At 47.4% G+C, this 18,806-nt stretch carries 18 protein-coding genes and 1 pseudogene; 8 read left to right on the forward strand and 11 right to left on the reverse strand.

The window, feature by feature from the left end:
- The first annotated feature begins 104 nt into the window (after window positions 1–104).
- From B5M13_RS11620 to B5M13_RS11640, 5 genes are all read left to right on the forward strand, one after another.
- On the forward strand, window positions 105–665 hold the full coding sequence (locus B5M13_RS11620; protein ID WP_080055828.1) for a hypothetical protein: 561 nt from the start codon (window positions 105–107) through the stop codon (window positions 663–665).
- 197 nt (window positions 666–862) lie between these two features.
- On the forward strand, window positions 863–1,906 hold the full coding sequence (locus B5M13_RS11625) for an AI-2E family transporter (RefSeq protein WP_080055829.1): 1,044 nt from the start codon (window positions 863–865) through the stop codon (window positions 1,904–1,906).
- Window positions 1,907–1,944: 38 nt separating this feature from the next.
- On the forward strand, window positions 1,945–2,346 hold the full coding sequence (locus B5M13_RS11630; protein WP_080055830.1) for a hypothetical protein: 402 nt from the start codon (window positions 1,945–1,947) through the stop codon (window positions 2,344–2,346).
- A 93-nt stretch (window positions 2,347–2,439) separates the two neighbouring features.
- Window positions 2,440–2,646, forward strand: a complete 207-nt coding sequence (locus B5M13_RS11635) for a hypothetical protein (protein WP_245859959.1) — start codon at window positions 2,440–2,442, stop codon at window positions 2,644–2,646.
- 281 nt (window positions 2,647–2,927) lie between these two features.
- Window positions 2,928–3,485, forward strand: coding sequence for a DUF4136 domain-containing protein (locus tag B5M13_RS11640; RefSeq protein ID WP_080055831.1), 558 nt, complete (start codon window positions 2,928–2,930; stop codon window positions 3,483–3,485).
- 275 nt (window positions 3,486–3,760) lie between these two features.
- On the opposite strand, the gene B5M13_RS11645 is transcribed toward B5M13_RS11640, so the two are convergent.
- The 9 genes and pseudogenes from B5M13_RS11645 to B5M13_RS11685 all read right to left on the reverse strand — a co-directional run bounded on the left by B5M13_RS11645 (window position 3,761) and on the right by B5M13_RS11685 (window position 12,123).
- Window positions 3,761–4,699, reverse strand: a complete 939-nt coding sequence (locus tag B5M13_RS11645) for a helix-turn-helix domain-containing protein (protein WP_080055832.1) — start codon at window positions 4,697–4,699, stop codon at window positions 3,761–3,763.
- A 71-nt stretch (window positions 4,700–4,770) separates the two neighbouring features.
- Window positions 4,771–5,631 carry an SDR family NAD(P)-dependent oxidoreductase gene (locus B5M13_RS11650; RefSeq protein ID WP_080055833.1) on the reverse strand — a complete coding sequence of 287 codons (861 nt, stop codon included), beginning with the start codon at window positions 5,629–5,631 and terminating at the stop codon, window positions 4,771–4,773.
- A gap of 132 nt (window positions 5,632–5,763) precedes the next feature.
- Window positions 5,764–6,672: pseudogene (locus B5M13_RS11655) on the reverse strand (helix-turn-helix domain-containing protein).
- 6 nt (window positions 6,673–6,678) lie between these two features.
- Complete coding sequence (locus B5M13_RS11660; RefSeq protein WP_080055834.1) at window positions 6,679–7,038, reverse strand: hypothetical protein; 360 nt, start codon at window positions 7,036–7,038, stop codon at window positions 6,679–6,681.
- A 2-nt stretch (window positions 7,039–7,040) separates the two neighbouring features.
- On the reverse strand, window positions 7,041–7,820 hold the full coding sequence (locus B5M13_RS11665; RefSeq protein ID WP_080055835.1) for an SDR family oxidoreductase: 780 nt from the start codon (window positions 7,818–7,820) through the stop codon (window positions 7,041–7,043).
- A 585-nt stretch (window positions 7,821–8,405) separates the two neighbouring features.
- Window positions 8,406–9,329 carry a helix-turn-helix domain-containing protein gene (locus tag B5M13_RS11670; RefSeq protein WP_080055836.1) on the reverse strand — a complete coding sequence of 308 codons (924 nt, stop codon included), beginning with the start codon at window positions 9,327–9,329 and terminating at the stop codon, window positions 8,406–8,408.
- Between the two features lie 164 nt (window positions 9,330–9,493).
- Window positions 9,494–10,396, reverse strand: a complete 903-nt coding sequence (locus B5M13_RS11675) for an SDR family oxidoreductase (protein ID WP_080055837.1) — start codon at window positions 10,394–10,396, stop codon at window positions 9,494–9,496.
- Window positions 10,397–10,539: 143 nt separating this feature from the next.
- The gene (locus tag B5M13_RS11680; RefSeq protein ID WP_080055838.1) at window positions 10,540–10,884 is read right to left on the reverse strand and encodes a cupin domain-containing protein; all 345 of its coding nucleotides are present in this window, start codon (window positions 10,882–10,884) and stop codon (window positions 10,540–10,542) included.
- A gap of 138 nt (window positions 10,885–11,022) precedes the next feature.
- Window positions 11,023–12,123 carry an FAD-dependent monooxygenase gene (locus B5M13_RS11685; RefSeq protein ID WP_080055839.1) on the reverse strand — a complete coding sequence of 367 codons (1,101 nt, stop codon included), beginning with the start codon at window positions 12,121–12,123 and terminating at the stop codon, window positions 11,023–11,025.
- An 88-nt stretch (window positions 12,124–12,211) separates the two neighbouring features.
- Between B5M13_RS11685 and B5M13_RS11690 the strand changes: the two genes are divergently transcribed.
- Entirely contained in the window at window positions 12,212–13,162 is a 951-nt protein-coding gene (locus tag B5M13_RS11690; RefSeq protein WP_080055840.1) for a helix-turn-helix transcriptional regulator, read from the forward strand.
- Window positions 13,163–13,384: 222 nt separating this feature from the next.
- Here the strand turns inward: B5M13_RS11690 and B5M13_RS11695 are convergent, their stop codons facing one another.
- Window positions 13,385–13,882, reverse strand: a complete 498-nt coding sequence (locus B5M13_RS11695) for a GrpB family protein (RefSeq protein ID WP_080055841.1) — start codon at window positions 13,880–13,882, stop codon at window positions 13,385–13,387.
- 345 nt (window positions 13,883–14,227) lie between these two features.
- Complete coding sequence (locus B5M13_RS11700) at window positions 14,228–15,538, reverse strand: hypothetical protein (protein WP_080055842.1); 1,311 nt, start codon at window positions 15,536–15,538, stop codon at window positions 14,228–14,230.
- Between the two features lie 581 nt (window positions 15,539–16,119).
- Between B5M13_RS11700 and B5M13_RS11710 the strand changes: the two genes are divergently transcribed.
- Complete coding sequence (locus B5M13_RS11710; RefSeq protein WP_080055844.1) at window positions 16,120–17,538, forward strand: L-fucose/L-arabinose isomerase family protein; 1,419 nt, start codon at window positions 16,120–16,122, stop codon at window positions 17,536–17,538.
- A 39-nt stretch (window positions 17,539–17,577) separates the two neighbouring features.
- The gene (locus B5M13_RS11715; RefSeq protein WP_080055845.1) at window positions 17,578–18,753 is read left to right on the forward strand and encodes an esterase; all 1,176 of its coding nucleotides are present in this window, start codon (window positions 17,578–17,580) and stop codon (window positions 18,751–18,753) included.
- Window positions 18,754–18,806 lie beyond the last annotated feature (53 nt).

The raw sequence follows: 18,806 nt of genomic DNA on the forward strand, positions 1-18,806 counted from the left end.
CTTTGCCTAATTTTTACGGCGTTTGTTAAGTTAATAACCAGCCAATAAAACGGCTGAAAAGTAGCTCTGTTGGGCTATACATGTTTAACCTAACCACGTGAATTATGGCTATCAATACGCATGTAACTCAGGAAAAAGCAACGTCAGTCTCCAGAATAACCCTGCTCCTGTATGGGATTGTTGTTCTTCTGGCGCTTGGAATAGGGTATTTACTGTACCGAAATGTTCAGTTGAACCAGGAGACTATACGCCAGCGTACGCAGTTGCAGACAGTAGTACAGGAAAATCAATTGATCAGCGACCGCCAGCAACTTCAGTTCGGTATGAAAACGTTCGTATGGGCTATTCGTAATGCCATGTTGCAGAACAAATCGGGCGAAATCAACGAGTATTTCAATACGCTGGTTAAAGATCGGGGAGTTCAGGAAGTGCTACTGGTCGATCCGGCCGGAAACGTCACCATGTCAACCAATAAGAAAAATCAGGGAATTGCTTTTGCCAGTCGTTACCCAGCTTACTTGCTTGAACAACAGGCTGTTTATTTCAGTAATAAACAGCTCTATGAGCTATCGGCGCCTGTTAATGGCCCTAATAGTCGTTTAGGAACGCTGGTTATGTTTTACAAACCTTCGCCTATTTTGCCTGATTCACTGAATGCTCAGTAGGAAGTCTGTTTCTCCATAAGTCTTGCGTTCTTACGCTGCCGTCTGGCAATTTGATGATCCCCGTTGATGCCATGCGGACGGTTACACGCGATCAGACGAACCAGCAGTTCGGCTCTAGGAAAGGCAGCAGCCAGTTTGGAAAATGTGCACGATCAGATACAGGTGGGTGATCAGTGTAGAACAATCCCAGAACTATCATGAAACGGACACTTACCTTTTCTCGTCGTGTGGTTACGGCCACGTTTATTGCCCTGCTGCTAGTTGCTCTTTTTGGGCTTATAGGCTATGCTGCCAGCTTTTTCTTTCTGGTTTTTGGAAGCATTACGGTTGCCGTTGTCATCAGCGGCTTAAGCCACTTTGTTAGACGAAACGTGTCTTTATCGTATAGCCTGTCGGTGGGCCTGGTTATGATAATACTGGTAGTGCTTATAGGTGGTACAATCTGGGCACTGGCTCCAACGGTTAGTCGACAGGCCGACGAATTGGCCAAATCATTGCCGCAGTCAGTGATTCGGCTTAGAGATAACCTCTCGCAGACCGAATTAGGGCGAAAGGTGCTGGAAGGTATCCCAGACCAACCCGGTCAGCTGCTGAGTGCAGGCGGACCGGGGCGTGGGGTATTATCGCAGATAACCGGTGTAGTTTCCGGAACGCTCGGTGGACTGGCCAACGTGCTGATTGTAGTGATTGCGGGTATTTATCTGGCCTCTGCCCCCGACAATTACCGCCGTGGCTTCGTTCGGTTGTTTAGTCCATCGTATCGCGGCCGGCTGCTGGGCGTGATGGACCAGTGCTATACAACGCTAAAAAATTGGTTTATAAGCCGCACCATTACAATGACAGTGGTTGGGTTAGTTACTGGTGTTGGACTGGCCTTGTTAGGAATCCCATTTGCTATTGTATTGGGAATCATGGCTGGTGTGCTGAATTTTATCCCGAATCTGGGACCTTACATTGCGTTGGTACCCGCCTTGCTGGTTGCTATGCCACAGGGCACGAATTACCTACTGTATGTGATGGCGCTCTATATGGGGGTTCAATCGCTGGAAGGTTACATCCTGACCCCTATGCTCGACAAGCGGTTTGTGTCGGTTCCACCAGCGCTGTTGCTCTTTGGACAGGTCTTACTTGGGGTTTTAGTCGGGCTGGTCGGTGTATTATTTGCTTCCCCGTTAATTGCTGTACTGCTGGTTTGTGTCGAGGAACTTTATGTAAAAGACCGGCTGGAACTGAAAACGTAAACCAGGTTTCAATAAATCAATATATAAATCTCAACGAAATGAAAACAATCAAACATATCGCAACAGGACTGATTATGGCTGGAATGCTTAACGCCTGTACACCTAAAATGAGTTTTGTTACCTCTACCATTGTTCCGGCCGCGAATGGCAAGATAGATGTAACGAAAGACGAAAACAAGAATTACTTAACACACCTTAGGGTGTCCAATCTGGCTGATCCCCAGAAACTCACTCCTGCCAGAAACCTATATCTGGTCTGGATGGAATCAGATAACTCGGTCGTCCGAAAGCTAGGCCAGTTAATGCCATCTGGCAAAACACTTGATGCAGAACTGACTACCACATCGGTAGCCAAGCCGAATGAAATCTTTATTACGGCTGAAGATAAGGCTGATATCACAAATCCAGAAGGGCAGATCATTTTAACAACTAAACAATAAGGAGAGTTTTCGAAACTGGTTGAGGAAGCTGCTTCGGTCCATAGGAGCGATTTTTAGCGGTTAGCTCAGCCAGCTTTAAACCTGGTAAACAGTATGAAAACGCAGAATGAAGAAAACATTATCCGGGCGAAAAAAGCCAGTTCACCCGATGGCCTGGAAAACCAGTCGGCAGAAGGTCACAGTGGGGTCAGTAACGAATTACCGGCTGAGGATGTAGCCATGCAGAAGCTACAGAATGACGAATTGGGAAATAGTCATTTGCCTGGGTCGGATGAGCCAGGTGAAAATGATCTACAATAAACCCCAATCGAAACCTGGACGATAAATCAGACAAAGACAATCCGACCTGGACCTAAACGAATGGTTAAGGACCAGGAGATAAGAGTAAACGGTGGCTTCCGCCAGTAAGGGAGTCACCGTTTCTTTTTGATCAATTTTCGTACATGTCCGCCCAGCAAAAGGCTCAGAAAAGACTCATGGAGGATCTAATTAGCTGTTTCTAAGCTAATTCTAAGAAGACTTTAAGTAGGCTCTAAATCCAAATCAGGAGCTTTGCCACTGAACAATTAAACTCAACACGTATGAAAGCACTACTTATTGCCACAACTCTGCTATTGACAGCCAGCTCGCTTTGGGCTCAGGACGTAACGGTGGAAGCCGACAAAAAACTCAATATCGATTTCAGTAAGTACAAGACTTATGGCTGGGCCTCCCAGGTGGATAGCAAACTCGATCCGGGGTTTTATTTTTTGAATGACCTGGAATTAAAAGATAGGATTCGAAATGCCGTTCGGTTTGCGATGGATGGCCGGGGCTATAAATACACTCGGCAACATCCCGATCTTCTGGTCAATTTTCGGGTGTTTGAGAAGCCCGTTTCGATCAAAGGCTATACTGGCTATGGAACAACATATTTTGGAGCCAATGAAGTACGTCAACCCGACGATGAATCAACCTTTGAGGTGAAAGCCGGAAGTCTTATCATCAACCTTGTAGAAACTAAAACTGGGCAGGTCGTATGGCGTGGTCTGGCTTCAGGTCTGACAAACACGAATGGGTTTGATCGCGACCAGAATAAAATTAAACAGGCCATAAATTTGATTTTTGAGAAGTATTCGTCTCGGGCCGATGCCTATTAAAATTGGGCGTTCCCTGGTGTCTGAACAATCAGGCTGTCAGTTTATTCAGTCACCACCTTTAGAGCAGGGCTGTTAAATGCTCTGGCCACATCGGGTTTTAACCAAATTTTCCCCCAGCCCCTTAAAGGGGGAGAATGTTTGGCGTGAACCGCTCCTCCTTTAGGGAGCTGGGGAATACGGCGGAACTTAACAATCCTGCCTAAAGGGGTTGGGGTAAAGTACGATTACAAGTTAAAACAGGTACTGGTTTCTGATCAACCTCCGCAAGCAGTTTATTAATTAAACTGTTCCCGAAACGCGAGCGGTGTTTGCCGGGTCTTTTCCTTGAATAGTTTGCTGAACGATTGTGGGTGCTCGAAGCCCAGTTCATAAGCGATTTCGCTGACGGATAAGCTGGTTGTGGAGAGCTTTTCTTTGGCTTTTTCGATTAGTTTTTCGTGGATCAGCTGCTGCGTGTTCAGGCCGGTTAGCGAACGTAGCAGATCACTTAAATAGCCCGAAGAGAGGTGCAGTTGGTCGGCGAGGTATTGAACGGTGGGAATGCCCTTTTCCAGTGAATTGAGTCCATCAAAATAAGTGTTCAGAATCGTATCCAGATTTTCTAATACCGTATGGTGAACAGGCTTTCGGGTAATGAATTGCCGTTTATAAAAGCGATGGGCGTAGCTTAGCAACAGCTCGATCTGGGAAATGATCACATCCTGACTGAACTCGTCGAGCCGGTTGTGTAATTCTTCTTCCAGATTTCGGAAAAGGGCCAGAATAACCTCTTTTTCCTTGTCCGACAGGTGAAGGGCTTCCTGAACAGAGTACGAGAAAAAAGTATACTGCCTGATTTTTTCGGCAAGCGGGTAGTTGAGCAGAAAATCGGGATGGATCAGCAACGAAATCTGCTGATTGGTACACCTTTTCTCACCATTACTGGTTTCATCGTCGCTACTGCCGATAAGCTGGTTGGGAGCTGCAAAAAATAATCCGCCCTCGTTGTAATCGAAATGAGTCTGGCCATACCGCAGGATACCTCCCAAATAAGGCCGAAACGAGATTTTGTAAAAGCTCAGCACATGCCTGGGTAAGGGTTCTGAACCTTCCAATGGCTGGTCGACACCGTTGAACAGCGTGATCAAGGGGTGCAACGGAGCCGGAAGCCCGGTAGCTTTTGAGGCTTCGGACAGCGATTCAAATCGTATGGGGGCGGTTTCTGCTTTTTTCATGAATCAATGGTACAACTATTTTGTCATCCCTCCTGCGACTACGCGTCCCGGTCGGGATGACAAATGTCGAATTACCCTTGGGCCGCATTCGAAATACTTGCCCAGGCTTCCCAGGTTGCTATGCGTTGGGCATACGCCTTACGAACTTCTGGTAATGTATGACTTCCCAGAAACAGCCGCAAAGGCGGATTTGGGGTATCGACTACGCTGAAGATCGCTTCGGGTGTGGCTTCAGGATTGCCGCGTTCCAACGCCCGAAGGCTGCCGAAAAAGGCCGCTTTAAAGTCATCGTAAACCGGGAGACTATCCGCAAACTTCAACGAGTCCTGACTACCAAACTCCGTGGCATAGGCTCCAGGTTCAATAATGGTCACGTCGATGCCAAATGGCTTGACCTCCGCTGCCAGACTTTCGTGAATGGCTTCGAACGCCCATTTCGACGAACAGTAATAGCCAATGACCGGATACGTGACGTGCCCTAACGAACTGGATGTGCCCAGAATGTGCCCTTTACCTTGTTTGCGCAATAGCGGCAAAGCAGCCTGAATAACCGAAACGGGCCCTAACACATTGGTATCGTACAGTGCCCGGATGTTATCGGCGGAGGCTTCTTCAATGGTTCCGATCAGCGAGTAACCGGCATTATTGAAAACAATATCCAGTCTGCCAAAATGGGCATGCGCTGTATCAACGGCCGATTTTACCTGGTCGGCATTGGTCACATCTAAGGCCAATGTCAATACGCGATCACCGTATTTCTCGTTCAGGTCGGCCAGGCTTTCGACGTTGCGGGCGGTGGCCGCTACTTTATCCCCCCGTTGCAGGGCCGCTTCGGTCCATACTCGCCCAAACCCTCTGGAAGACCCGGTGATGAACCATACTTTTTCTGCTTTATTGCCGCTATTGACTGCATTTTTCTCTTGTTGTACCATGATTATTTTCACTTAAATAAACGATAGTACAAAGGTCAGCAGGTGCCCGCCAGGGAATGTAGTCTAATTGCGGTTCGTTGTAGTCAATTTGCGGGTTGGTTTCTGTGTCTATTCTTGAATCACCAAAAGGCATCAGTTAAACTGCTCCCGAAAGGCCAGTGGGGTTTGGTTGGTCTTCTCCTTAAATAATTTACTGAACGATTGCGGATGCTCAAAACCCAGTTCGTACGCAATTTCTGAAACGGATAATTGAGTGGTGGAAAGCTGCTCCTTTGCTTTTTCGATCAGTTTCTCGTGAATGTATTGCTGCGTACTCAGGCCAGTTAATGTTTTCAGTAACCCTCTCAGGTAGCTTTGGGAAATGTTCAGGTTGTCGGAAATATACTGCACCGTAGGCAATCCTTTGGAAAACAACGCTTCGTTGTTGAAATAATCCGTCATCAGTTATTCCAGTCGGTCGAGTACCTGATGATTGGTTTTTTTTCGGGTCAGGAACTGGCGTTGATAAAAGCGTTCGGCGTAGTTGAGTAAGGTTTCAAGGTGCGAAATGATAATGTTCTGACTGAACGTGTCAATGTTGTTCTGATACTCCGTTTGAATGTTTGCGACAATGCCATTCACGATTGATTTTTCTTTGTCGGACAGAAACAGCGCTTCGTGTACGGTATAGCTAAAAAATTCATACTTCCTGATGGTCTTGGCCAGGGACGTGCCCCACAGGAAATCGGGATGGATGAGCAGAATCCAACCCGACAAATCATCGTCCGGTTCGGGACCGGCACCGCGCAGAATCTGATTGGGGGCTACAAAATAGAGCATGCCTTCGTCGAAATCGTAGGTCTGTTGCCCGTAAAAAAGTTTGTTCGTAAACCCTTTTTTTAGCGATATATAATAGAAGTCGAACAGCGCACTCAGCTCGCCGGTGAAGTCGGGCATCTTCAGGTCGGCGTAGTTCAACAGGCTGATGAGGGGGTGTTCGGGAGCGGGTAAGCCCAATATACGATGGGCTTCGGGTATGGTTTTTATTTTCAGGGGCGCCATATCGTATCAGACGTTTTTGACGAACGGATAACGCAGCCAGATCATGACTAGCGGCATGATTAAAAACGGAATTTCCATCAGGACCATGCTAAAATGACCGGCTCTCACCGCTAATGCCATGATAAGCAATATCGACATGGCATTCAGCACATTGCCGAGGAAAAAGGTTTGCGGAATGAGCAGCAGAACCCCTATCAGAATTGTTAAACCCCCGAAGAATGGAACTATCGATTCGCTGATACCGAGTTCATGCATCATTTTCATTGATTCGGGATGGTTTCGATAATTGAACGTGTCCCAACCGTGTTTGAATGCCAGAACGACCGACACGGCCAGTAATACTAAGGCAATGATATTTTTTACCATGACTATCCGTTGGTTTGTGCTTTAAGTTTTCCAAATTCCCGGTGGCCGAATTTGATCATCTGGCCGGGTGCAATTCGGCTCATTGCCTTGATGACATTGATCAGAAACGGCTTGATCTCTAAGGTATCGTTTTTGAGGGCTTTTACCACCACATGTACCATCTTATCTACGTCCATCATCATAGCTGGATTAGGCTGTACGGCCCAGTCGTTTTGCAGGTTGGTGTTTACACCCGGTGGTATCATTTCAAACACCTTTACATTCGTATCTTCCAACTGCAATCGCAGGGCTTGCGTATAGGCCCGAACGCCAGCTTTGGTTGCACTGTAAATGGGAGCCGACGAGTAGGGCATAAAGGCAATGCCCGATGAAACATTGACGATGGCAGCTGAGGTTTGTTTCAGCAGATGAGGAAGAAATTGATGTACCATCTGGATCGTTCCCGACAGGTTGGTATCGATTTCGCGGGTAATATTTTCCAGGTCCATCGAACGGTCTTGCAGGTCAATCAGCCGCATGGCTCCGGCATTGTTGACGACGATATTGAGGGCTGGAAATTGTCTGGTAACCTCGTTGTACAACTGTTTGATATCGCCAGATTTACTGACATCGCTCTGAACCGTGTATACGTTGGGGAACTGATCCTTTGTTCGGAGTAAAGCATCAGGGTTGCGGCCCGTTATGATGAGAGTTGTACCGAGTTCGGTAAGTTGTTTTACCAGCTCCAGACCGATACCGCTGGTGCCGCCCGTGATGAGTACAGTGCTATTTTTTAAGTCCATTTTTTGCCGTATTGGTTGATGAGACAAAGGTCTGCACGCAGCCAGACACCGACGTAGCCAAAGCGACTTTTGCTGTAGTCAAAAGTTAAATGGTAAATGTAACCCCTTCTGGAGAAGATATAGTTAACGGGAAGCTAGTTAGTAAGCTGCCGGGGGCGACAGGTTTTCTGTCGACAAAACGGAGATGAACCAGCGATTTGTGAACTAGCTGGATTCTGGTGAGGAATTGCGAAATTCTACCCGCGATTAGTGTCTAAACCAGGCGCTCCCTAATTTTTATAACTTAACGAGGGTAAACAATCCAGCCTGAATGCCTAACTGGTAACAAGTTTCGTTGCGCAATGGCCCGGATTCCTAACTTTCATACCATCACCGATTTTTTTCGCGTTTACGGATTAGGGGAGCCCCTTCATCCTTACGTATGGATAAATAGAACCTGTGTAGATGTTCGTGCCAGTAGCCTTTTTGTCATGCCGAGGAACGAGGCATTTTTGGACTCTGATTATTCATCGGCGCTTCCGAAGATGCCTCGTTCCTCGGCATGACAAAAAGGTTGAATAGCCTCTACACAACCATCGATCGACCTTAGTTAAACCGCTCCCGAAATTCCAATGGGCTTTGGTGGGTCTTGCTTTTGAATAATCGGCTGAAGGACTGCGGCTGTTCGAACCCCAGTTCATAGGCGATTTCTGAAACCGACAGATGAGTGGTGGATAGGCGTTCTTTCGCTTTTTCGATCACCTTTTCGTGGATCATTTGCTGCGTCGATTGGCCGGTCAGTTGTTTCAGCAGACTACGCAGGTAACCGGGCGAAACGTGCAGATTTTCTGCAATATACTGCACCGAAGGCAGCCCTTGCAGCATGAGCTTTTCGCTGTTGATATACTCGTTCAGGATAATTTCCAGCCGCTCCAGAATCTCGTGGTTTACCTTTTGGCGGGTAATAAACTGTCGCTGGTAGAAACGGTCGGAGTAGTGCAGCAGCGTTTCCAGCTGCGATACAATGATGGACTGACTAAACGCATCGATCCTGTCCTGGTATTCGTCGTCGATGATGCGGATGATCTGGTTCATTTTCTGCTCTTCAGCTTCCGACAAAAACAGCGCTTCGTTGACCGTGTAGTCGAAAAAAGCGTACTTCTTACTGGTCGATGCCAGCGAGGTATTCCACAGAAAATCGGGATGGATCAGGAGCATCCAGCCAGACGGTCCTCGGGTATCTTCATCGAACTGAACGCTGAACACCTGGTTTGGGGCCATGAAAAACATCACGCCATCGTTGAAATCGTACTGATACGTTTGCTGGCCGTATTTGTACGTATGGTTCATTCCCCGCTTCAGCGAAATAGTATAAAAGTCGAACACCAGGTGTTCAACGCCTTTTCCCAGCCGTTTTTTAAACGTATCAAAATGAACAATACTGATGAGTGGATGCTTCGGCTTCGGTAGCTCCCGCAAGTGGTGAAACTCGGTAATGGTCTTGATCCGGTGAGGCCCCAGGCTGTTCATAGCTTAAAGATAGCAAGTGAATGATAGATAAAACTGAGATTGTCGACTGGATATTCGGTTAGATTTTCTGTCATCCCGACGGCAGGAGGGATCTTCGGTAATGAACTAAAAAAACGTTCTACCGAAGATCCCTCCTGCCGTCGGGATGACAGAAAATGCCAGTACTACTGCGCAGGAAAATACACATCGCCCCGCAAGTCGTCCATCAGGCTTGGGTGGGTAGGGTGCCAGTCCAGCATTGCTTGTGTGATGGCACTGGACGACGGGTTATTGAAGGACGCAAAATGCTGGAACCAGCCAAAATAGGACGGTGCTTCTTCAAACGTCAGCGATACAACTGGTAGATTGAGTTTTGCAGCAATGGCCTCCGCGATCTGGCGCGTCGATACTCCCTGATCGGCCACCGCGTGGTACCGGGTACCGCTGGGTGCTTCCTTTTCCAGTGCCAGCCTATAGAGTCGGGCGGCATCCAGTCGGTGGACACCTGGCCACACATTGGACCCTCCGTTGATAACGGCTACTTTCCCATGTTGCCGGGCCAGATTGATAAGGATAGGGACGAAGCCATACGCATCACCCTCGCCATGCACTGAAGGCGACAGTCTTACGACTGATACGCGAATGCCCTGAGCCGCCACGACATCCACCGCCAGTTCGGTAGCCGAACGCGGATTGTGAGTGGTCCCTTGTAAGCGCATATCTTCGGTCAGCAACTCGTTCCCATTGATTACGGCTGTGCCGGAGGTGACTACAAACGGCTTGTCGGTGCCCAGTAGGGCCTGACCCATGGTTTCGATAACCGTTTTGTCGATGGCACACACGTCCGCAAAGCGGGTAAAATCGTGGATAAAACCCAGGTGGATAACGCCATCTGCCGCAGTAACTCCGGCTTTCAGACTGTCCAGATCGGTTAAGTCGCCGGGGTGGGGTGTCACGCCGAACGATAGGAGTTTCTGGGCTGCCGCTTCCGAGCGGGCGAGTCCCGTTACCTGATGTCCGGCTGCAATCAATTCTTTTACGACGGCCGATCCAATAAATCCGGTTGCGCCTGTTACGAATACGTTCATGATACTGTTCTTTGCTTTTTGGTGTCACAAAGTTCAGTCGCCATCGTTCGGAAGGCGTAGCCGAAACGCAGGTTGTTGTAACCGAAAAATGATTTGTAAAAATGAGATCATCTACTGATTGGTAAAAGCGTAAGACTAAGCACCTACCGATCAACCTGTACCGTTTCAATCTGGCTATGTTCGAAGGTGATGTTGACCGACCGTTCGCCCTTGGGTCGGGTTCGGTGGGCAACGTTTTTAGGAATCGTAAAGAGCTGGCCGGGTAATAACTCAATCGTTTCGGTTTCCAGTTCAATGATTAAAACGCCTTCCACCGTCATAAACGTCTCATCGGAGTTGGGGTGATAATGCCAGAAATAAGGCTCGGTCATCACGCTCAACCTGACGACATGGTCATTCACTTCAGCGACCGGAAAATTCGCATAGTTTGTCGTCACCGATTGGATTAGTTTACCGGTATCCAGGGTGGTGAGGGGGAGCGCCTTCATAGAGCTATTTAGTTAGTAGGGATAAACGTAAGTCAACGGCTTTTAGCTGTTGATAGCTACGCTAATTTCTAATCAGTCCTATATCAACGGCTCGTCCACGATTATAGCGGGGCGGCATGGCTTTTTCTGATATCGGCCTTATTTTTTGAATCGTTGAATAAACGCCTGAATACCCTCTTCCGTTTCGGGTACCAAATAATTCATTCCTCGGGTGATCCTTGCTTGCACACTTTCCACAACCGGTCGGTATGTTTCGTTGTAGTTCGCAAACGCCGTTTCGTAATTATCCGTTTCGTGAAGCTCTTTGGCCAAAATCGTTGCGCCCTGCATGGCCAGGCTTGTGCCCATTCCGGTATGAAAACTAGCTGCATGCGCGGCATCGCCAAGGAGGGCAACCCGTCCGTTTGTCCAGGTCGGCATATGGATTTGGCAAACTTCATCAAAATACAGATTGTCGGAATGAATCATGGCGTCTAAAATTTCAGGAATTCGCCATGCGCTATTTTTAAACGTCTCTTTCAGAGTTTGTTTGTGCTGCGCTTGATTTCTGTAGTCAAAATTTAGCTTGGGCGATCTGAAAACAAGAAAAGCGTTTACCGTATTTTTAAACGGATAAATAGCTGCCATTTTGCCCGGTTCATTGTATATAGTGCCCGAATTAGGTTTGTTGGGCTTCAGGTCTGGCACCTCAACAATGGCAAAGTACTCTCCAAAAAATTTTGAGTAATTTTCTTCGTTGCCAAAAGCCATTTTTCTGACGGATGAGTGGGTGCCATCTGCACCAAAAACAAAATCAAATGTTCGGCTCTCGCCGTTTTTAAACCCAATCTCAATCTCGTTTTCCTGCTGAATTAATTTCTCAATTCTGTTTTCGAAAAGACATTCGACCTCATGGGTTGGTATATTCTCGTAAAGTATATCCACCAGATCATCGCGATGAAGTTCAATATCACCAAGGTATTCGGTTTGCGTATTTAACGAAAATGTGGCTAGTGTTTCATTTTGAGCATTTACGAGTACATCGGTATGCACAAATTCATTCGCTTTAATCTTCTCCAAAATACCCATTTGTCGGGCAACGTCCAGCGCTTCGCCCCGCACATCGATGGGTGAACCCCCGCGCCTTAATCCTGACGAAATTTCGACGATAGTTACCCGGTAACCGTATTTGTTGAGCCAATAGGCTAAAGTTAGCCCAGCTATGCTGGCTCCTGATATCAACACTTGCTTCTTCTTCATGACGTTTATTGGTTTCGATAAAGCAAATGTGATTGTATTTTTACGCATAAAATAACGCTATAACTACTAAAAATAACCGTAAAACTTTATGTTGACAGAAGAAGATAAGCAGCGCTTTATTCAGTTTGTAAATAAAATCGGCTACGATATTGGCGAGCAGATAATTCAAAATGTGGAGGTACAGTATCAGAAAAGCGTCACGTTTTTGCCCGACCTGGCAATGTTTATTGCTTCGTATGTGGTCAGGAAAACGTTTTCACGGCTTACGACACCACCGAAATACATCGACAACAGTATTCGATTTTTCTTTCATAACCTATTTGATTACAATGACCCAACGGATGAAAAAAGAACGCTAAAAAGGCCGGAAAAACCTCCTTACGTGCGCGTGTTTCCGTCAACGCTACCACACACCAGTGTTTTCGAAAAAGATGCGCATGTGAACGTGGTTTCTATATTTATCAGTGCCGATTACCTGAAGAGTTTTCTAAGTGAAGACGCCGAAGCGTTTCAATATCTGTTTGCTGGTGATACTAATTTTTTGATTGAAGAATTTATGACGGATGATATTATCCGAACCGTAAATGAACTGGTACAAAAGGAAGAACCGCCAGTTTTGAAAAGTTATCAGTACAGACTAAAAGCGATGGAACTGTTGTTTTATCTGTTTCGAAGCCTGAGTAGGCGTGAAAAATCGGTTCATCAAAAACTCAGTGACAAAGACATACAGGCCATATATAACGTGCGCGACAAATTAGTTTCCTCGCTGAATCAACCCAGTACAATCGCTGAATTGAAGCAGATTGCCGGAATGAACGAGTTAAAAATGCGCCATCTCTTTACGCAGATTTTCGGTATGGGTATTTATGATTACTATCAGTATCTGCGAATGAAGGAAGCTGCCCGGCTCATCCGCGATGAAAACTGCTCTGTATCGGAAGCAGGTTATAAAATGGGCTTTGAAAACCTTAGCCATTTTTCAAAAGTGTTTGAAAAGCATATAGGTATAAAGCCCAAGAAATACAGTAAACTGACATAAAGAGGCTATCACGAATCCATTAAAGTACTTCTGAAATGCCAGTGGACATTGTCGATTTTAGTCTTAACAGCTTACGGTTACGGATGTTTGACGCCTGGTGGATAGGCAACTTTCGAAATGGGCAAAAGCGGTTTTGGGCTGTATACAGATCAAATTTTCCGGTTTGTCTATAAACCTGACTGATTCGACAATGATAGTCGCGGTCTGGACTTCGGCATAGGGTTAGCCGTTGTTGGAAGGGATGACTTTTTGAATGAAATCCGATTTCGCTAGCGCGTATTCTGGGCTATCGATGTCTTTATTTTTGAGATTTTTGCGTTTTATGCGTTCATATTCTCGTCGAAACGATTCGTTCTCGATTAGTTTGTCTCGTAGTTTCAGTTGATTTTTTACAACCTCAGATTGGATGGAGCAATAGTGAAGATTGAATTGTCTTGGATTCCCTTTTATGAACCAATGCCGGCCTTCAATACCTGCTTCTCCTTTATATATATAGTCGATTGTGGCAAGTTGGTCAATAATGGTCTGTGAGGGAGGAAATGTACTGGCTTCTATAGCGATGTCAATAATCGGTTTTGCCATTAAGTCGGGAACCGCTGTACTACCTACGTGGTGAATGTTATCGACCTGCTGCGCCAGTACGTTAAAAAGCTTCTGTTGCTCCAGATTGAAAATTGACGCCCATTGGTCGTCGTGTTTTTGCAGCTTTATTAATTCCATTTTTGCACTAGTTTTTCCTGAGCTTGCGCGGTCGTTTGGATATACGTACAGTAAGAATATTTTGACACTGGTGAGCGTACTGTTTAAGCTCAATCAGGCTGCTATCTCATGTATACGTTTTGAAAATAGCTGTTTGCCTTTTGGTTTCCACCATGAACGGCAATGCCTGTTTTGTAATAGGCCTGGTAGGCAACTATACAAAACAAGCACTACAATGTTTAGGCTTATCTGGAAAAAATGATCCGTTCATTGACAACCGGGTTGCGGATGAGCAACTTTATAGTTTCCAACTGGCTCTGTGATAGTACCTTCCTCGATCGTTTATCAATGATAAGCCTCCGTCGACTAAGGAATGACCGAAGGAACGCCCTGGAAACGGGCCGATACACTGATTGGGGTTATTTCTTTGTAATAAGTACCCGCTAAAGTCCCGCGTATAGGTTTTCCGGCACCACTGTATTCGGTAATGGTTACCATGATGTTGCCCGACACCCACTCCGTACTATACGGTTTATAGTATCCATGTGCGTAGCCCTCGCCAGATGTTCCTGCTGCAATAGTATGATTAGGGCCGTCTTTAGGGAAGTTATACGTACCTTTTCCCCGAAAATCGTCGATGATAAAGGAGACAAATGGGAGGCCTGTGGGTGAGGCAGATACAAGAGTTCCCATGAGCTTATTACCCATGATTGAGAGTGCGACATTGGGGTTGTTATCTATTGCTCCGCCCACACTTAAGCGTGCCGCCGATTCTACCCGGATAGACTGTACTACTGTAACTCGTCCAAAAGGTTGCACATCCAGTTCAGCCCCGATCATTACGGGATTGGTATCCGGTTCGCGGATGGGAGCGTCATAGCTAGCTTTAGCCAGCGTTCGGTCTTCGGTGATTTGCCCTACGTTACCATAGTTGTCGCCCTTGACGGTTCCGTCGGTTACGCCGTTGATGGTCCAGCGTACCAGCCGACTGGCTGATACTACCTTCACGGGGGTAAGTGGCACCAAATCTACAGCAGGATTGTCAGTGGCTCCTTCCTGATAATAGACGGTTAGCTGCGTCTGCTCGCCTGGGGCCAGCACTCGTTTATCGGTGCGAAGTTCAAACTGCTCGTAGAATGCATACGGTGCCAGGCGATCGATGGATACAGTTACGGTCTTATGGGTTTGATCGAGTTTTACTTTTCGTTGTCCCTGCCACACACCGTTCTTATCCTGATAGGCTACCCCCAAAGCTTCGGGGACCGATCCGTCAACGTCATCGGCGGTGTAGGTTAAGGTTAATTGCGCTTCGGTCAGTAGCGGGACCTCGGCGCTCAGCCGACCCTGTGCAGCGGCTACACTGAGTGCGTAAGCCGTGCCCGTGCCACCGGGAGCTTTGTTTTCAACGGGTTGTGCGCTAATAGTGGTCGAGGAAGCGAGGGCACCCGCCGGAATGGTCAGTTTTAATTTACCATCGGAGGTGGTTAGGGTACCGCCATCCGGGCCAATGGTTTGCGAAATGGCGGCCCCAGTGGGAGCGCCCACTTCAGTCTGTAGCCCTCCCGCAGAACCTGAAGGGTTATCTGGAGATGGATCGATTGGCGCAATATTGGTATTGGGTTCACTACAGGCCAGCAAGCCAGTAAGCAGTAATGGAAGTAGGTGAAATCGTTTCATGACAAAGAAGCCAGTTAGGGGTTGTATGTCGATTGACAGGACAAAATTGCCTCCCGAACCGGCCTTCGTTAAGAATGACCTGTATCAACTGTATGATTATAAACGCCAATTGACTGTTTGCTGGATTGAATTGGAGCGATTGGCTAAACGAATTTCTGCTTGTTTGCAGATGGGTCTGGATTGGGTGAACTAAGGAACAAAAATAGACAGGCAATCGCAAGAACCTTTTTCATGGAAACAGTGATGCAATCGAAATAGAAGATAAAAGTAGGTCTCATTTAGAAAGTAAACGAAAATTTCTTGGGTGTTTTTGTACAATATACAGGTGGGTTATAAAAAATAATTACGTTTGTTATATCAAATTGAGCCCTTATAGGACTTATGTAATATATCTTGATTGAAATTAAAGCCTTAATTACCTATGTATTCGGGTAATCGGCTGAGAAACTCTACTGGTTGGGTTCTTTGTATTTTTGATAAATTTCTTTTATTTTCTTTTATTTGCTTTTAATTTTGTTTGGGTTGGCCCGGTTCAGAATTAGATTCTTAACTATATCAGCCAATGAATTTTTGAATCAACCATGAGCGTAAAAACAGGTACCCCCATCTCTTTAGGTGTTATTATTGGAAACCGGGACTTCTTCCCCGACAAACTCGTTGGCGAGTGCCGCTCCGATCTGCTGGACGTTTTTCAGAAAGTGGGCGTCAATCCCATTATGCTGGATGAAACGGCTACCAAACTGGGTGGTGTTGAAACGTTTCAGGAAGCGCAGAAATGTGCCGAACTGTTTCGCAAACATGCCGACACGATTATGGGCGTTCTGGTTGTTCTGCCCAACTTCGGGGATGAAAAAGGTGTAGCCGAAACCCTGAAACTTGCTCGACTGGATGTGCCCGTGTTAATTCAGGCGTATCCCGATGATCTGAGTCGAATGGATGTAGCCCGTCGGCGGGATGCGTGGTGTGGCAAAATTTCAGTTTGTAACAACCTTTACCAATTCGGGATCAACTACTCGCTGACTACCAAGCACGTTGTCCACCCATCCGACCCCAGCTTTGAAGCCGACCTGAAAAACTTTATGGCGGTATGCCGGGTCGTAAAAGGGCTTCGGAATGTTCGGATTGGGGCCGTTGGCGCACGTCCGGGAGCCTTTAATACAGTTCGGTACAGTGAGAAAATCCTCCAGCGTAACGGGATTTCGGTAGTGACTATCGACCTGTCGCATATTCTGGGCAATGCCAATAAACTGACGGCTGCCGATCAGTCGGTAAAAGATCGACTTGACGCCATCAAAGCCTATACGCCCACGGGCCGCACGCCCGATGATAAACTGATACAGATTGCTAAGCTGGACGTAGTGCTGAACGATTTCATGCAGGAACACGCCCTGGACGCTACGGCCATTCAATGCTGGACCTCGCTTCAGCAAAACTACGGTTGTAACGTCTGTACCAGCATGAGCATCATGAGCGAGAATATGCTCCCCAGTGCCTGCGAGGTCGATGTAACGGGCACACTCAGCATGTATGCCATGCAACTGGCTTCGGGTTCACCCAGCGCCCTGGTCGACTGGAACAACAACTATGCTGACGACGAAAACAAATGCGTGCTGTTCCACTGCGGCAACTGGGCCAAGTCGTTCCTGCCCGACATCGAAATCAGTACGGCCCCCATTCTCGGTACAACCGTAGGCGAAGAAAATACCTATGGGGCGTTGGCCGGTCGTACCCCCGCTAACCCGCTGACCTATGGACGCATAAGCACCGATGACCCGAAAGGGGTAATGAAAGCCTACATCGGCGAAGGCGTTCTGACCAACGATCCGTTGAACACGTTCGGCAACCGGGCGGTGGCGCAGATCGATAACCTACAAGGGCTGATGCAGTACGTCTGTCGAAACGGGTTCGAACACCATGTCGTTATGAATGCGTCCAAAACTGCCGGAATTCTGGAGGAAGCCATGCGCAACTACATGGGCTGGGACGTATACAAGCATTGATCGTACTTGCCTGATGCCCCCCCTCTTAACCGCTATACAATGAAACCTACTCTAACCCTTACTGCGCTGATCGGCCTGATGTACGTTGGGCTAATTGCTGGTTCGTGGGCGCAGCAACGCCCAAATCCTGTAGTGTCGCCCGAAATACGGCCCGATAACTCGGTGATTTTTCGCATTAAAGCACCCAATGCTAAATCGGTCCGATTGTTTGGGACCTGGCTGAAGGATTTACGGAATACCATCGAGATGACGCCTAAAGATTCGAGTCTGTTCGAAACGAAGGTGGGACCATTGCCGGCCGATATGTATGAGTACCGCTTTATTGTCGATGGAATTTCTATTCTCGACCCCGTCAATACCATTGCTACCCGCGACGGCTCGTATATCGAAAGTCGGCTGATGTTGCCAGGGCCGCTAACACAACTCTATGATGTACAGCCGGTGCCGCATGGAGTTTTGTCGGCCGTTTGGTACCCCTCGCCGACAATAGGGATGGATCGACGGATGGAGATTTACACCCCACCCGGCTACGAGAAAAGTGGGAAAAAATATCCGGTGCTGTATCTGTTTCATGGGGCCGGTGGTGACGAAGAGGGCTGGGTCAGCCGGGGGCGGACTAACTATATTCTGGATAACCTGATCGCGGCTGGCAAGGCAGAACCGATGATTGTTGTGATAACGAATGGCGTGCCCAGTGTGGCGGCTGCTCCGGGCGAGCGACCCGCTTTTGCCAACGCGGCTACCAACAGCCCGTCGGGTGTTCAGGCGATGACTAGCGGAAAGTTTGAAGCCAGTCTGATGAAGGATGTGATTCCATTCGTTGAAGCAAACTATCGGGTTATCGCAGACCCGGCACACCGGGCGATTGCCGGTCTGTCGATGGGCGGTTATCATACGCAGCAGATTACCAATGCCAACCCTGGCACATTTAGTTATATCGGTGTGATGAGCATGGGCCTTTTCGACGGGCCAAATGCCCGGAACTACAATAAGGAGGAGCATATCAAACAACTCAACGCACTGAAACAGGCTAAACCCAAACTCTACTGGATTGGCTGCGGGAAAGATGACTTCCTGTATGCTAGCGTCACAAAGCTACGGGCTTTGTACGATCAGATCGGCTTACCCTACACCTATCGGGAAAGTGAAGGTGGCCATACGTGGGTTAACTGGCGGCTGTATCTAACGGAATTAGCGCCTAAGCTTTTCAAATAGTCCCGTTACCTACTAACTCCAAAGCGATCAGGGTTGATTAATACGGTACGAAA

The sequence above is a fragment of the Spirosoma aerolatum genome (genome assembly GCF_002056795.1).
Lineage (GTDB): Bacteria > Bacteroidota > Bacteroidia > Cytophagales > Spirosomataceae > Spirosoma > Spirosoma aerolatum.